At 58.2% G+C, this 14,531-nt stretch carries 14 protein-coding genes and 2 tRNA genes; 5 read left to right on the top strand and 11 right to left on the bottom strand.

The annotated features are described in order from the left end of the window. Nucleotides 1–150 precede the first annotated feature (150 nt). The 4 genes from rplI to rpsF form a co-directional block, all read right to left on the bottom strand. Entirely contained in the window at nt 151–690 is a 540-nt protein-coding gene (rplI, locus tag AAAV44_RS04930) for a 50S ribosomal protein L9 (RefSeq protein ID WP_022094073.1), read from the bottom strand. 15 nt (nt 691–705) lie between these two features. Next, the gene (gene rpsR, locus AAAV44_RS04925) at nt 706–972 is read right to left on the bottom strand and encodes a 30S ribosomal protein S18 (RefSeq protein WP_006235829.1); all 267 of its coding nucleotides are present in this window, start codon (nt 970–972) and stop codon (nt 706–708) included. 72 nt (nt 973–1,044) lie between these two features. Next, on the bottom strand, nt 1,045–1,497 hold the full coding sequence (gene ssb, locus AAAV44_RS04920) for a single-stranded DNA-binding protein (protein ID WP_006235830.1): 453 nt from the start codon (nt 1,495–1,497) through the stop codon (nt 1,045–1,047). 48 nt (nt 1,498–1,545) lie between these two features. Next, nucleotides 1,546–1,839 carry a 30S ribosomal protein S6 gene (rpsF, locus tag AAAV44_RS04915; protein ID WP_006235831.1) on the bottom strand — a complete coding sequence of 98 codons (294 nt, stop codon included), beginning with the start codon at nt 1,837–1,839 and terminating at the stop codon, nt 1,546–1,548. A 504-nt stretch (nt 1,840–2,343) separates the two neighbouring features. Here rpsF and AAAV44_RS04910 point away from each other — a divergent pair. The 5 genes from AAAV44_RS04910 to AAAV44_RS04890 all read left to right on the top strand — a co-directional run bounded on the left by AAAV44_RS04910 (nt 2,344) and on the right by AAAV44_RS04890 (nt 6,136). Continuing rightward, nucleotides 2,344–2,434 (top strand) — tRNA-Ser (locus AAAV44_RS04910). A gap of 48 nt (nt 2,435–2,482) precedes the next feature. Continuing rightward, nucleotides 2,483–2,573, top strand: a tRNA-Ser gene (locus tag AAAV44_RS04905). Between the two features lie 409 nt (nt 2,574–2,982). Beyond that, on the top strand, nt 2,983–3,990 hold the full coding sequence (locus AAAV44_RS04900) for a hypothetical protein (RefSeq protein ID WP_349114825.1): 1,008 nt from the start codon (nt 2,983–2,985) through the stop codon (nt 3,988–3,990). A gap of 204 nt (nt 3,991–4,194) precedes the next feature. After that, nucleotides 4,195–4,884 (top strand): TRIC cation channel family protein, encoded by a 690-nt coding sequence (locus AAAV44_RS04895; RefSeq protein WP_229065363.1) that lies wholly within the window; start codon nt 4,195–4,197, stop codon nt 4,882–4,884. Nucleotides 4,885–4,990: 106 nt separating this feature from the next. Continuing rightward, nucleotides 4,991–6,136, top strand: coding sequence for a polymer-forming cytoskeletal protein (locus AAAV44_RS04890; protein WP_349114824.1), 1,146 nt, complete (start codon nt 4,991–4,993; stop codon nt 6,134–6,136). Between the two features lie 221 nt (nt 6,137–6,357). Here the strand turns inward: AAAV44_RS04890 and AAAV44_RS04885 are convergent, their stop codons facing one another. The 7 genes from AAAV44_RS04885 to AAAV44_RS04855 form a co-directional block, all read right to left on the bottom strand. Next, nucleotides 6,358–8,013, bottom strand: coding sequence for a SpaA isopeptide-forming pilin-related protein (locus AAAV44_RS04885; protein WP_349114823.1), 1,656 nt, complete (start codon nt 8,011–8,013; stop codon nt 6,358–6,360). Further along, nucleotides 7,967–9,076 (bottom strand): FctA domain-containing protein, encoded by a 1,110-nt coding sequence (locus AAAV44_RS04880; protein WP_349114822.1) that lies wholly within the window; start codon nt 9,074–9,076, stop codon nt 7,967–7,969. Before AAAV44_RS04880 ends, AAAV44_RS04885 begins: the two co-directional genes overlap by 47 nt. Beyond that, the gene (locus tag AAAV44_RS04875; RefSeq protein WP_349114821.1) at nt 9,034–9,597 is read right to left on the bottom strand and encodes a hypothetical protein; all 564 of its coding nucleotides are present in this window, start codon (nt 9,595–9,597) and stop codon (nt 9,034–9,036) included. The genes AAAV44_RS04880 and AAAV44_RS04875 overlap by 43 nt, the downstream gene beginning before the upstream one ends. Nucleotides 9,598–9,762: 165 nt before the next feature. Next, complete coding sequence (locus tag AAAV44_RS04870) at nt 9,763–10,434, bottom strand: hypothetical protein (protein ID WP_349114820.1); 672 nt, start codon at nt 10,432–10,434, stop codon at nt 9,763–9,765. Then, the gene (locus AAAV44_RS04865; protein WP_349114819.1) at nt 10,431–11,693 is read right to left on the bottom strand and encodes a hypothetical protein; all 1,263 of its coding nucleotides are present in this window, start codon (nt 11,691–11,693) and stop codon (nt 10,431–10,433) included. The genes AAAV44_RS04870 and AAAV44_RS04865 overlap by 4 nt, the downstream gene beginning before the upstream one ends. 422 nt (nt 11,694–12,115) lie before the next feature. Continuing rightward, on the bottom strand, nt 12,116–13,954 hold the full coding sequence (gene typA / locus AAAV44_RS04860) for a translational GTPase TypA (RefSeq protein WP_349114818.1): 1,839 nt from the start codon (nt 13,952–13,954) through the stop codon (nt 12,116–12,118). A gap of 117 nt (nt 13,955–14,071) precedes the next feature. Next, nucleotides 14,072–14,521, bottom strand: coding sequence for a hypothetical protein (locus AAAV44_RS04855; protein WP_089572580.1), 450 nt, complete (start codon nt 14,519–14,521; stop codon nt 14,072–14,074). Nucleotides 14,522–14,531 lie beyond the last annotated feature (10 nt).

The raw sequence follows: 14,531 nt of genomic DNA, 5'->3' as shown, positions 1-14,531 counted from the left end.
ATCATCACCGAACCAAGCGGATGAACGGTCCTGCATATAGGACTTCGACGCAACGTTCACCATGACACTCACTCAGCGCAAAAAACAAAAGGGCGCCCTGGTTTCCCAGAGCGCCCTTCTTAGAACAAGATTGTTGCGTTGCAGCAAATGCTACTCGGCAGCAGCCTCAGTCTCGACCTCGGCGGTCTCGGCCTCGGCGACCTCAGCGGCCTCCTCGACCTCAGCCTCGGCAGCGAGCTCCTCGGCGGTAACGCCGACGAGAACGACAACCTCGGCCTTGATCTCGCGGTACAGCGAGATGGCAACGGTGTGGGCACCGGCAACCTTGATGGGCTTACCGAGCTCGACGCGCTTGCGATCGATGTCCATACCGAGCTGAGCCTTGATGGCGTCAGCGATCATAGCGGCGGTAACGGAGCCAAAGAGGATGCCCTCGTCGCCGACCTTGACGTCAACGGTGACCGTCTTGCCCTCGAAGGCAGCCTTGGTCTCGTTGGCGGTAGCCAGACGGACGGCCTCGCGCTTGGCGATGTTGTTGCGACGCTCGTCAAGCTGCTTGAGGTTGCCCTTGGTGGCGGCAACAGCGAGCTTCTTGGGGAACAGGAAGTTCTCAGCGTAACCCTGAGCGACCTCTACGACGTCACCCTCGCCGCCCTTGCCCTTGATCTCATCGAGAAGAATAACCTTCATGATGCGTCTCCCTTCTTAGCCGCGGTCGCGGTTGCCACGAGAGGAAACCACGGGGACGGTGTACGGCAGGAGAGCCATCTCGCGGGCGCGCTTGATGGCGTTGGCGATGTCATGCTGATGCTGCGTGCAAGCGCCAGTGACGCGACGGGGCTTGATCTTGCCACGGTCGGTCATGTACTTACGGAGAAGCTGAGTGTCCTTATAGTCGATGAACTCAGTGTTCTCCTTGCAGAACTGGCAGTACTTACGACGCGGCTGACGTGCAGAAAAATCATTAGCCATGTCAAAATACCTTTCGTTTGGCAACTTCGGCGAACCGAAGCCGCCTCTCACTCAAAAATAGGTGAACAACCCTTAGAACGGGATGTCCTCATCGTAGACGTCGACCGCGGGCGGCGTAGCCACCGGTGCGGCAGGACGTGCTGCGGGCGCGGGAGCTGCGGGGGCGTAACCGCCCTGATCGTAGCCACCCTGGCCACCACGGGAGCTCATAAACTCGATCTCATCGACGATGACCTCAAGTTTGCTCCGGCGCTGGCCGTCGCGCTCCCAAGAGCTGTAGCGCAGCTTGCCCTCGATCGCGACCTTGTTTCCCTTTGCCAGGAAACGGCTCACGGCCTCGGCGCGGGTGCCGAACATGGTGCAGTCGACAAAGTTGGGATAGTCCTCCCACTCGCCAGTCTGCGCGTTGCGGCGACGATCGTTCACGGCGACGCCAAAAGACAGAACCTGGGTTCCGCCGGCGGTGGCGCGCAGCTCGGGATCGCGGGTGAGGTTACCGGTGATGTTCACTCGATTGATGCTCATAACTCACTACTTCCTCTTGGGGCACAAGCCCAGTCCAAAACGACAGTCTTACTCCTGGTCGTCGCGACGGACGATCATGTGGCGGACCACAGCGTCGGTGATGCGCAGGACGCGATCAAGCTCGGCGATCTGGGTAGGATCTGCGTGGAAGTTGATGAGGGTGTAGTCACCATCGGTGAGGTCGTTGATCTCGTAGGCGAGCTTGCGCTTGCCCCACTCGTCAACGGAGTCGACCTTGCCAGCGCCCTCAGCGATCGTGGTATCGATACGCTTCATAACAGCGAGACGAGTCTCGGGGTCGAGCGACGGGTCAACAAAGAACAGCAGTTCATAAGCCTTCATATTGTCACCTCCTCTGGGCAAATGTGGCTTCAGGTCGTGAAGGTGCGCCTGAAGCAGGAAAAGACTTGGTAATAATATCTTTCAACCTCCTAGGCTGCAAGAATATGCAGCTACAACCTCATGACCTCCACATATGCCCATACTCGCACGACGTTTCATGCGCATTCCAACCAAATGCTGACCAAAAGCTTGACGGATCTGTGGACAAGATACGGTGCCGTGAGGACAAGCTGAGCCAAGTCGCAGGTCAACGGGCGCATGGTTGTGGTCGCAAAATGCATACCAGTGGCCCACAGCACCACCCAAAGATTTTTAAATTCATTGCCAAATCGCTTATAAATACCCCTTTTGAACAATTGAGTTGATCAACTACGCTGGTCGGAAGCCGTTTTTTGGCATCTCAAACCCCGCTGCAACGCCAAGTGCGGCCAAGCGTTTTAAAAAATGCCAACTTTTCTGTTTGCACTTTGCGATTCCTCGTGTATACTGACTTTCGCATTTAACGGAGAGTTGTCCGAGTGGCCGAAGGAGCACGATTGGAAATCGTGTAGGCGTCAAAAGCGTCTCCAGGGTTCAAATCCCTGACTCTCCGCCAGTTAATTCCAAAGCAGGCCTTCGAGCCTGCTTTGTTTTTACCCCACGCGGAGGGGTGGCAGAGTGGTTGAATGCGGCGGTCTCGAAAACCGTTTGGCCTGTATAAGGTCACGAGGGTTCGAATCCCTCCTCCTCCGCCATTAGATGGTATGAGCCCCAGCAATGGGGCTTTTTTCTTTTTGGGCACATTTCAATTACGCGCAGGAGGAGGGATTCGAACCCGCCAGGGCGCGGAGCGTAAAGAAAACGCGCCCGTGGCGCGTTTTTAGCGCAGCGCGGTCGGCGTAAGCCGACCGGATTAATTTTGAGCTCCGCTCAAAATTTGGACATCCCTCCTATTCGACCACGCCCCCATCGTGGTCGATCCCAGCCCATATCTCAAACATGTACACCGCCCTCCAAAGATGTCAAAAAATGTCGTTTTTGGAGTGTGATGTACACGTCTGCATACGACGCGCACCGAGCATGAGTCGATTTGCTTGCATCCGGTATATTTCCCCACCTCAACGGACATAAGAGTTTGGTGTCAGCTCGAAGCGAGAGGCCCCAATGGATACTCCTGTTCTCATTTCGCATAAAACGGCGTGGCTCGTCCATCATGCACCGCGGAACCTGGTTCAAGCCGTCGCACAACGCGACTACCAGATAGGTGTGCGGGGCCTCTCTACCCAGCAACGCATCGCGCGCATTCGGCAGGCACTTACCGACTGCGGCATTCCGTCCACCATGCTCAAGACTATCGACATCTCCGTAGTATTTGCTTTCGAGCGAATTCGCACCAACGGTGTCACCTGCCACGTTCTCGGCCAAAACCTACCCTACGACCATATTGACGAGCTTACGCCCGGCATCTTTATCACCGACGAAGCCTTCACCTTCGTGCTCGCTGCCGAGTGGATGGATAGGATCGAATACCTCGAGTATGGTTACGAAGTTTGCGGCGACTATCGCATGGGGCTCAATTCCTCTGACCCTTACACTGAGCAACCAGCCACCACCTCCAAGGACGAAATTGTCGAGCTACTCGATCGGCACCCTGGCAAACCCGGCGCCACACGCGCCAGACTCGCGCTCAGACACATCTACGACCACTCAGCCTCGCCCATGGAGACCGCATCGTCCATCACCCTCTCGCTCCCAACAAGCGAAGGCGGCATTGGTATCAGAGGTATCGAACTCAACAAACCGCTCGAAATCCCTCAACGTCTTTGGCATTGCACCAAAGCTCGAACGCTCAAAATCGACGCTCTTGTTACTTATCAGCGCAGAGAACTCGGCATCGAATATAAGGGCGGTTTTCACGACGAGACCGAGCGCAAGGGCGCAGATGCGGAACGAGAGTCCGTACTCGCCCAACTGGGATATCGAATCGTTACGCTCACCTCGGCACAGTTCGCAAGTCAACTTGCCTTTCATCGCGCCATGAACAGCATTCGCGAAGCACTCGGTATGCCCCGCTGCACGGACGCCGAGTACCAGCGAAAGCAAAACGAACTGCGCAAGGCACTTATCCGCAACTGGAAGAGCGCGCAGGGCGAAGACACGCCTTCCGAGTAACGTCATCCCAGCACATCCCAACCAAAACATGTACATCACCCTCCAAAACCGACATTTTTTGACATCTTTGGAGGCTGATGTACACGTTTGGTGCCTATGCCCGCATCCAGTCCCGACCGTTTACCGAGCAATAGGGTCGCAATCGGCGCCGAACATGTACTATGTACGGGCATTGTCTAAACCCGTAACTCAAAGGACCCCATCTTGCCCGTTGCCGCCGCTATGATCGTTACCGCACACGCCTCGGATGCCATGGTTGCCATCCCGTTTTGGCTCGAGATGTTCGCCGTCGTCGCGGCATCGATCTCGGGCGTGTTGGTCGCACGCGAGCACAAACTCGACCTGGTGGGCGCCGTCGCGCTCGCCGTGGTCTGTGGACTGGGCGGCGGTCTTTTGCGCGATATGACGCTGCAGGTGGGCAACGTCTACATCCTCAACCAACCGATGGCGCTCCCGCTCTCCATCGCCACCGCGGCCATCATCTACATCTTCCCGGCAATCGTCGACAAGCCCGAAAAGCTCATTCCCCTGCTCGATATCATCTCGGTGGGTATTTATGCGGCAACCGGCGCAGACAAGGCGCTGGTCTACGGCTTTGCGCCGGCGGTGTGCATCATGATGGGCTTTTTTACCGCGGTGGGCGGCGGCATGCTGCGAGATGGTTTTATGGGTGTGGTGCCGGGTATCTTCCAACGCACCAACTTCTATGCCATCGCGGCCATCGCCGGATCGGCAAGCTATGTTTGCCTTGTCATGAGCGGCTTGGTCAGCAATGTCGTCGCACTGGTCGTTTGCGTCGTGGTGACCATGGGACTACGCTGGCTGTCGCTGCGCTTTGATATCAAAAGCCCCACCGAGGATGACATCGCACGCTTTTTGCACCGCAAAAAGTAGGTGGCGCGGGCTCATCCTTCGAAATGCAACCGAGAGGTTCTTTTAGAGCGCCCACACGTTGGGTACCCTGTTAGGTGCATGTCGAGCATCTGACGAAGGATTCACTATGCCCTGTAATCAATTCCCGTCGACCCAGCGCCGTAAAGCGTGGGGCCGCATCACGATCTTATTCGCGCTCATCGCTCTAGCGGTCACCGCGCTTCCCACGGCGTCGTTCGCCGGCACGGACACCGCAGGCAACGTACTTGCGACCGACAATGACGCCAATTCGTCCGGCGTCGAAGGTGACCTGTACTGGGCAGGTCAGGCCCTCAACTTGGACGATGCGTCCATCGGCCGCGACATAATTGCAGCAGGCGAGAGCCTCTCCATCCGCGACTGCACGGTGGGCGGCGCCGTCCGCTTGGCGGCACGCACTATCGATATCGCCAAGACCACGGTTGATGGCAGCGTCACGGTCGTCGGTCAGCACGTTGTGCTCAATTCCGACAGCACCGCCAACTGTTTCTATGCGATAGGCGAGACGGTTGCCCTGCGCGGCTCTACCAAGTCGGCAGCGCTTGCGGGCAACACGGTGACCATCGATGGCACCGTCGAGGGCGATGTCGAGGTTTGGGCCGACAAGCTCATCCTGGGCAAGAACGCCCACATCACCGGCACCGTGAACGCGCACGTCTCCGAGGACCCCGAGCGTGCCGCAGGAGCCGAGGTCGGCGCGCTCAAGATCGACCGCACCGAGAACGAGGATACTTCCACCGTTAACGATGTCATCGGCGGTATCGTCGCCGCGGCACTCTCGACCTGCTTTGTCGCTCTGCTGCTCGAGCTCGTCTTTCCGCGCGCGACCGCCAGCGCCGCCGGCATGCTCCACCAGCGCCCCATGCCCCTGTGGGTGAGCGGTCTTCTGAGCACGATTGCTATCGCCCCCGCCGTCCTACTGCTGATTATCTCTATCGCTGGTCTGTCGCTTGCCGGAGCCCTCTTGTGCGGCGTTATCGGCATCGCGTTGGTGTCGAGTGCCTTTGCGGGGTGCGCGATTGCCCGCATGGTCGGACACAGCCAGAACCGCTACGCCATGGCAGCCGTGGGTGGCATCGCCGCGGGCACGCTTACGGCAATCCCCCTCGTAGGCGATTTCATCAGCGGCGTGGCCTTCGTCTTTGCACTCGGCTACATCATCCAAATCATCTGGCGCAACGCCCACCTCAAACCGCAGCAGCCGGCTAACACGCCAGGACTCCCCACCGCTTAGCAGCTAACCACTACAAAGATGCCAAGCACCTTTGTAGTGGTGCAAAGGGGTCAGGTTACTTTGCGCCAACAAACGAAGCGGGGCACCCGATCGCATCGACCGGGTGCCCCGCTTTTCTTGGAGGGTTCTCTAGTAACTTTTTCAAAACCAATGATCATCAGGTCGATAGGCCTGTGCGTCACTCGCTACGGAGGCAGTACGCCATTGAGCAAGAAGGGCAATTATTTTTCACGGCGACCTCCTCCCCGCTTGATGACGAGCGCGACAACAATAGCCGCCACTCCGATGGCAGCCAAAACCGCCACCAGTACCAACGTTCTATCTCCCGTCGAGGGCATAAAGCCTCGACCTGCTTCTTTGCTTGGGGTGTTGAGCACCGACAGCTCAATCGAACCCGTCCTGGCATCGGCGGTATCAACCCGCAGAGGGTTTTCGACCGATACGGTCACCTTGGGCTTCGCGGTCGCCACTTGTTTAACGTCCAGACCCTCAGCCGTAACCGTCACCGTACGCTTGCCCTCAAAGGCGGTGTAGCCCTTGGGTGCCGCGATTTCCTCGACGGTATAGACACCCGCGTCCACACCGCTCAATTCCACATGGCCATCCGCGTCCGTGGTGATGCACGCGTCGGCATCCGTCGACCACGAGCCGTCAGTCGTTAGGATGCGACCGCGGTCGTCGATGATGCGCAGGTTGGCACCCGCGAGCGGCTTATCGTCCGAGCTTGAGCGCTTGATCAGACTGAGTCCCCAGGTGTAGGCGCACGCGTCATCGCTCGGCGTGCGGGTGAAGCGGGCGTCACCGGACTGGCCGGCGAGGGGAGAGCGCGGGTAGCGCAGGTAGACCTCGTTGGGGTTGCCCTTCGCGATGCCGTGGTTGCACGCGCTGTTGAGCGGCGCATTGTACACGGCGACCACGCGGGCGCCCGCGGCAAAGGCGTCGGCCCCGCCGAGCGCGGCGATCAGGTCGCCGGTGCGCACGGTGAAGGTCTTGCCGTCGGCCGCCACCTTGGTGGCGCACTGAGCTGTGATATCGGTCCAGCCCTTCGCGGGCTCGGTGCCGACGCGCCCGTCCCTGCCGGCCGAGACGGCGTCGAAGCCGCCGTCCGCGCCCGCCGCCACGTACACGCGCATGCTCGCGGCCACCTTGGAGGGGTCGAGCCCCGCGCTCATGGTGTCGACGAACCGCACCGTATAGGTGTCGTAGGCGGTAAGACCCGCCGGGACCGTGGCGTCGGCGGCCTTCTGCCAGGCGGCGGTGCCGTCCTCCAGCACGTGCTTGACCACCTTGGGGCTCGCCGCCTTGGGCTTGACGGTGACGGCGCCGCCGCCCACCAGGGCCATGATCGGCGCGGTGCCGGCCTCGCCCTGGTCGATGGCGTCGTCGTCGGCGACGATGAGCCAGTAGCCACAGGGCAGCTCGGCCGCCATACCCGCGTTGAGGGGAACAGAAGCGGCACCTGCATTGCAAATCGCACAGGCGAGCCTTGCCGCCAGAGCGGTCGACATATGTCCGTCGGCATTCAGCCACTCGGCAGCCTCTTGCGCCGTCGATGCCGAGCGATCAAACCCCGCATCATAAAGAACGGGAAGGACAGCCTGACGAGCTGCATCGCTCGCCCACGCCAAGTCCGTCGCGACCTTTTGATCGGAGCCGGCTTTATCGGTAACAGTTGCCGAAAAGAGCTGGTATGCATCGTATTGCGTCGCGACGTCGCCGCCAATCGTGATGGCTCCGGCATCGGCAGCACGGGCCGTCTCGGGCGACGCGGCAAAAGCGAGGATAGTCGTCATGGCCACCATCATGACGGTCAACAAGCGGCGGTGCAGTTTACTCACGGCGACCATCTCGATCAAGACCACGGTGGCGACGAGCATGCATCCACGTCGCGGCAAAACACAACAGCGAAGCGCCGGCAAGATATGTCATAGTCAAGCCAGCCCCGCCCGCCTCAGGTAGCGTAGTCGAGTACTTGTTGGTAAAGGTCGGCGGATTCTGAGAGCCATCGTTATAGGTAACTAGGGCGTCGAGCTGGTCCGTGCCATTAGTTACCTTAACCGTGACGTTGTACACGGTCCTGTCATAGGTGATGTGATCTTTAACATGGTCGACGGCGCCCTCGGGCTCGACCTCGGAGATGGTGTAGGTATAGGTTCCCGCCTTGTTGTACTTGACGTCAAAGGAGACATTTCCTTTGTCATTATTGGTCACCGTCTGGAGCACCTTGCCCTCGGCGTCCTTGAGCACGAACGAGAACTGCCCCGCCTTGAAAGTGCCACCTTCAAGCACTTTCTTTGCTTTAATAACCGCAGAGCCCGTTAGGCGATTGTCGTAGATCCAGATCTCGTCCTTTTTGTCATCGCCGATGATTTCGGAGTCTTTGACGATGCTTTTCGCTTTATTGAGCTCAGTTTGATACTCCTCATCGTCAGCATTACCCTTAAGCATGATCCACGTGGGCGCCGCCGCGGCATAGCCGTCAGGCGCTTTCGTCTCCACGAGCTGGTAAAGCACGCAATTTACCATCGCCTTGTCTTCTGCGCCAAACGAGATTTTGCCGTTGGCGTCGGTGGGGGCGGCTTCAAACTTAGTCCTTGCATTCTCGATACCCACCGTTGCAACCTGGTCCATATTCACGCTGTAGAGCGTAAACTCCGCACGCTCGAGCGTCGCACCGACCTGCTGGGCGTCATACTTGGTCATCGTGATGCCGTAGCCGTTGCCACCTGCGCTGGCAGAAGCTTTTTTGATTTCCCATGTTTGATCATCAGTCGCAGAACCGTCCTTCACACCCGTAAGCATGGCGGTATTGGATAGAGGAACCTTGTTGCCAGGGTTTCCGGTCGGGATAACCTCATACTCGACCTGGAGGTATTTCTTGTCGGGTACCTTAAGCGTCAACTTCGTACGCGAGCCAGTTTCATCCTTGACCTGCTCCACCTTCGACGAATAGTCCTTATCAGCCAGCGGTGACCAGGCACCATACACCCACTCATAGACCTTAAGCGTCGACGGCCCAGCGTGCACTTGGCATCCATGGTATCGACGAGCCCAAGGAAGTCGGTGCCGTTTTTAAGGGCAACGGCAGACTCGTTAACAAGAATGGTGTACTTAATGCGGTTGCTACTACTGACCTGTTCACCAGTCTTTTTGATAACGTTGTTCTTGATGGTGACGGTGCCACTGCCGGATTCGAACTTCTCGCTTCCCGACTCGGCGCTGGCCTTGTTGGTGAACTTCACCTCGTTTGTGGAGGTATCGAGCTCACCGCGCTTGACCGCCGTCTTGTACGTGAGCTTTGCGTAGCCGGCATAGCTTTCAAGCTCAGTCGTGGGGATGGAGAAGGTGACCGTATTGCCGTTGCGGCTGACGTTGTCGGCGGCGAGCGTCCGACCCGTAACGACCTCCTTGGCCTCGCCTCCGCGATGAAGCCCCGTATGTTTATCATAGGGGTTCTGCACGAGCGTATACTTTGCGGAATTCGCAACATAGCTCATACCATCCGGAAGGCTATCAACGATATTCAGCGGTTTCCCGCCCAGCTTTCCAGCTCCATAGTATTCGAACTCGCCATTTGCGCCCTTATTACCCTTTTGGCGGTTTGCATACACCGTCCAGTCGACGATCTAGGCGCCCTTCTCATCCGAGCCGTCAACGGTATGCCAATCGAAGTTCTCAACCCAAGACACCTTCGACTCCGTTTCCGGCTTCTCGACCGCGGGCGCCGTTTCTTGGTTGACAACGTACTTGACGGGTTCGGTGAACGGCCACTGTAGTCTCAGGCCCGGTGCTTCGACCGCTGCGAAGTTTGAGTACCAGCCCGACAGCGCTTCTGATGTGGTGTCGTAGGTGATAACGGCGTAGTCCTCGTTCTCGAGAGCGGCTTTCACGTTGTCGGTAACGATGATTTTGAGGTCGTAGTTTTTCTTTGTTTCATTACCCGGATAGCTGGTCGTTGGTCTCCAGTCGGTGCCCGGAACCAGCTTGGTATTGCCGATTTTAATGGTAATGGAGCTTTCGTCGACACCAAGCTTCTGCGACCATGCCGACTGAAACGTGTCCTTCACCGTCACCTCGCCTGGATGGGCCGCATTGACGATCGCCTTCAGCGCGACCTTCGTCTCCCACGTCGCCCTGCCCGTCGTCGCCGCCTCATCGTATCTCACGAGCCTCTTGGCGATCGGCACAACACCCGTCAGCTGCGGCGTGAAACTGCCATCATCGCTACCGGAAACGGAGCCTCCGCGCTCGATGGCCGCGCTGTTGCGCACAGTGTCGTACGAGCTCGTGTCGTTCATCTTGGTGTGATAAACGATGCAGTAGGTGGCGTACTTATCCTCAAGGTTGTTCGGGAACGTATAGGAAAAGGAATTATCCTTAGGTTCAAGTTTTCTTTCACAAATCTTGACTCCGCTCGCCTCCGAGTCGCCTTTGTAAACCGTAAAGTTGCCCGTATACGTCTGTTTCCGTCCAGATTATCAGTGAACATGTAGCCGCTCATGTCGGCCTTGAGCTTGCCTTGGTTGAGCTTGACCGTCCACTTGATGTCCGACGGCGTGCCTGAGCCATTGGACTTCTTGATCATGTCATAGCCGAATGTAACAGGCTCAGCCGTAGCTGTTCTGTTATCGCTGTCGCTTGAGCCAGCCCAATTCCACGTTGCCGTATTCTCAGCTTTGATCAAATCGCCGCCGTTCGCGGCAACGCCGCTCTTCAGCACCGTATCGTACGTGATCGTGTGGTTGCCCTGGGAAAGGTTGCCCAGGCTGTCGAGGGTTACGACCTGGCCGTCGATCATCGGCTGGGAGTCAAGCTTCTTGCCGTCGAGCTTGAAACTGTCGTTCACAAAGTCGAAGTTGTCGCCCAGCGTATCAGTGAAGCTAGCGTCCGTAGCATACGACTCTACGGTAAGCGTAACAGTCCAGGTAACCTTGGCCACGCCATCTGCGCCCTGGGAGAAGGTCCCCGACTTCGTCCCCGTGACTTTGCCGTCCTTGGTAGGGATTTTGATCGTTCCCACACCAGGGAACACGACAGATGCGCTGCTGCCTGAGCCGGTGCCCTTGCCTGCAAGCTCGAACGAGAAATTGGCTCCGACATAAATCTCCGCAGGGTTTGACGCAAGCCAGTTTTTGTCAAACGCAAAGATGACCTTATTGTCCTTAATCTTCCACGTGCCAGCCTTGGCGGCAGTGGCTTCCGGACCCTCCATGAGGTCGCCGCCGTCGTTGTCGTCAACGACAATGGTGTCGGGCAGCTTATAGACAGCGATGTTCTTCTCGGGCGTAGGCGCCTTGCCGCCTTTGAATTGTGCCGAGAAAGCTCCATAGAGCGTCGAAGTGGACGTTACGGGATCCTCGAGCTTTTGAGTGTGGTGCTCATCGGTATACAGCCTGACATCAACCGTCGCCGTATCCCCATCGATCGCAATCGGATCGGGCTTCGCAACGTCATCGGCGCGCACGGGGGATGCGCCGTGAAAAACTGCGGCGGTGAGGCTAATCAAAATGAAGATCAGGGCCGCCATACCAAGCGACCGCGAGCGGTGTGCGTCCATAGTTGTCCCTTAATTCCTACAACACAGTGTGGAATACGGCGAATCGTCGGATCGAACACAAGCCCCAACATCTACGAGAACCTACCTAGCGCATTGCAAGAACCCATTGGGGGCAACTTCTAAGACGGTTCGTCTATGCCACAATGCATAAAATACAATATAGATAACAGTCATGTAAACCGCTGGTAAAGAGGTCTTTTAATGTAATACCAGTTGATATTTATCTGTTAACGGTTTTGTATCAAAGCGGTTATATCCTGTGGAATTATGTATATGTTTAAACAACTTTACTTTGGCTGGAAAGCCGCTCGGGGGATAACCTCCTCCACCGTGGTGCAAAGTAACCTGTCCCCTTGCACCAAAAAGGGCGCCGACCATTACGGTCGACGCCCTTTCTTGTTAGACGCTATAAAGTCCAGCGCTTATTTGTTGACCTGGCCGGCGCGGACGGCGGCCTTCTTGCGGTCGGTGGCGTTGAGCAGGCGCTTGCGCAGGCGGATGTTCTTGGGGGTAATCTCGACCAGCTCGTCGTCGGCGATGTACTCCAGCGCCTCCTCCAGCGAGAAGGTGCGGGGCGGCACCAGCTGAACGGAGATATCGGAGGTCGAGGAACGCTGGTTGCCCAGGTTCTTGGTACGGGCGATGTTGACGACCATGTCGCCGGCCTTGCTGCGCTCGCCCACGATCATGCCCTCGTAGCACTCGGTGCCCGGCTCAACAAACAGCTGGCCGCGCTCCTGCAGCGTGCCCAGAGCGTAGGCAACGGCCTTCTCGGTGGTCATGGAGATCATGGCGCCGTTCTGACGGTTACCGATCTCGCCGGCGTAAGGACCGTACTCCAGGAAGGTGTGGTAGAAAACGCCCTCGCCGTGGGTGACGTTCATGATGCGGTTCTTAAGGCCCATGATGCCGCGCGTCGGGATCTTAAACTCGAGGTGCGTCACGATGCCCGAGGTATCCATGCTCGTCATGATGCCGCCGGAGGTGCCGAAGACCTCAACGACCTTGCCTGAGTACTCGTCCGGGCACTCAACGACGGCCTGCTCGACAGGTTCCATCTTGTTGCCGTTCTCGTCCTTCTTAAACAGAACGCGGGGACGGCCGACCTGGAACTCAAAGCCCTCGCGGCGCATGGACTCCATCAGGACAGACAGGTGCAGGATGCCGCGGCCCGAGACCTCGACGCCGCTCTTGTCCTCGAGCTCCTCGATCTTCATAGTCACGTTGTTCTCGGCCTCGTTGAACAGGCGCTCCTTAAGCTGACGGGCGCCCACGATGTCGCCGTCACGGCCGACGAGCGGGGAGGTCGAAGCCTCAAAGACGATGGACAGGGTCGGCGGGTCGATCTCGATGGGCTCGAGCTCGACGGGGTTCTCGGGATCGGTGTAGACATCGCCGATATCGGTGCGGTCAATACCCACGACAGCAGCGATATCGCCGGCGCCGACTTCCTGGCACTCGGTGCGGCCCAGATAGTCGAAGGTAAAGAGCTGCTTGACGGTGGCGGTAGCGCTGGAGCCGTCGTTCTTGACAACTAGGATCTGGTCGCCCTGGTGAATGGTACCGGAGTACACGCGACCGATGCCGATACGGCCAACGAAGTTGGAGTGGTCGATGGTCACGCACTGCATGGCCAGCGGGGCGGTCTCGTCAACCTCGGGCGCGGGCATGTCGTCGATGATCATATCGAGCAGCGGGTACATGTCCATGTTGCCGTCGTTGGGGTCAAGGCGGGCAAAGCCGTTCATGGCGCTGGCGTAGACCACGTGCTCCATGGCGAACTCAAGCTGGTCATCGGTGGCACCCAGGTCGGCCATGAGGTCCAGGCAGTCGTTGTAGGCCTTCTCGGGGTTGGCGCCCGGACGGTCGATCTTGTTGATGACGATCATGATCTTAAGACCGGTGTCGATAGCGTGACGCAGCACGAAGCGGGTCTGGGGCATGGGGCCCTCAAAAGCGTCGACCAGCAGCAGGGCGCCGTCGGCCATACGCAGCACGCGCTCGACCTCGCCGCCAAAGTCGGCGTGGCCCGGGGTGTCGATGACGTTGATCTTGACGTCCTTGTACTCGATAGAGATGTTCTTGGCGAGAATCGTAATGCCGCGCTCGCGCTCCTGGTCGTTGGAATCCAGGACGCGGTCCTCGACCTGCTGGTTGGCACGGAAGGCGTCCGTGGCACGCAGGAGCTTGTCGACCATCGTCGTCTTGCCGTGGTCGACGTGAGCGATGATGGCGATGTTCCTCAGATTGTCTACGCGCATGTAGTTCCCCTATCTTCTATCTATATACAACCGGCACGCGTATGCGGCCCGCCCAGCGATACAACGCTCAGCGGGAATATTGAGCCTTTTACCGAAAACTCGTTTATTTTAGCGATTTTAGATGAGAGGGGTTTCCTCACCTGCAGGTTCAGGGTCGCTCCACATAAAACCATCGCCGGCGCCCATGCCCTCATACAGCACATATGCCGAAAAACCACTCTCGAGCGTGGTTTCGAAGAAGCTCACGAGCAGAGCATCGTGATAGCCGCCGTCAATCTCGACGCAGCCGGTGTAGCCGATGGCATAGCGAGCGATACGGCCCAGGCCCTCGTCCTTAAGACCCATCTTGTGCTCGGAGATAAAGTTGGTGGCCGCCTCGAGGCACGCCTCTTCGCCATCCTCATCGAGCGCCGCCAGATAACGGTTGGAAGCGGCGTCCTCAATTGCCACGACCACGCCAGGGTTTTCACCGGCGGCAAGGTCGTCCAAGAACGCGCCGATCAGATCGCACACCATGGCGTCGAGCTCGGCGGAGACGTTACCGGCGTCCTGCATATCCTGTGCCATCTTTAGACCT

Origin of the sequence: Collinsella sp. CLA-AP-H1, assembly GCF_040092945.1 — a bacterium.
Taxonomy (GTDB): Bacteria; Actinomycetota; Coriobacteriia; order Coriobacteriales; family Coriobacteriaceae; genus Collinsella.
Note: the sequence above shows the minus strand (reverse complement) of the source record. Positions and strands in the feature narration are given on the sequence as shown.

Coding starts and splice junctions, on each gene's coding strand:
- AAAV44_RS04855 (WP_089572580.1), bottom strand. CDS start 14,521: ATGGCACAGGATATGCAGGACGCCGGTAACGTCTCCGCCGAGCTCGAC.
- AAAV44_RS04890 (WP_349114824.1), top strand. CDS start 4,991: ATGCCCTGTAATCAATTCCCGTCGACCCAGCGCCGTAAAGCGTGGGGC.
- AAAV44_RS04885 (WP_349114823.1), bottom strand. CDS start 8,013: ATGCTCGTCGCCACCGTGGTCTTGATCGAGATGGTCGCCGTGAGTAAA.
- AAAV44_RS04900 (WP_349114825.1), top strand. CDS start 2,983: ATGGATACTCCTGTTCTCATTTCGCATAAAACGGCGTGGCTCGTCCAT.
- rpsR (WP_006235829.1), bottom strand. CDS start 972: ATGGCTAATGATTTTTCTGCACGTCAGCCGCGTCGTAAGTACTGCCAG.
- ssb (WP_006235830.1), bottom strand. CDS start 1,497: ATGAGCATCAATCGAGTGAACATCACCGGTAACCTCACCCGCGATCCC.
- rplI (WP_022094073.1), bottom strand. CDS start 690: ATGAAGGTTATTCTTCTCGATGAGATCAAGGGCAAGGGCGGCGAGGGT.
- rpsF (WP_006235831.1), bottom strand. CDS start 1,839: ATGAAGGCTTATGAACTGCTGTTCTTTGTTGACCCGTCGCTCGACCCC.
- AAAV44_RS04870 (WP_349114820.1), bottom strand. CDS start 10,434: ATGAACGACACGAGCTCGTACGACACTGTGCGCAACAGCGCGGCCATC.
- typA (WP_349114818.1), bottom strand. CDS start 13,954: ATGCGCGTAGACAATCTGAGGAACATCGCCATCATCGCTCACGTCGAC.
- AAAV44_RS04865 (WP_349114819.1), bottom strand. CDS start 11,693: ATGGACGCACACCGCTCGCGGTCGCTTGGTATGGCGGCCCTGATCTTC.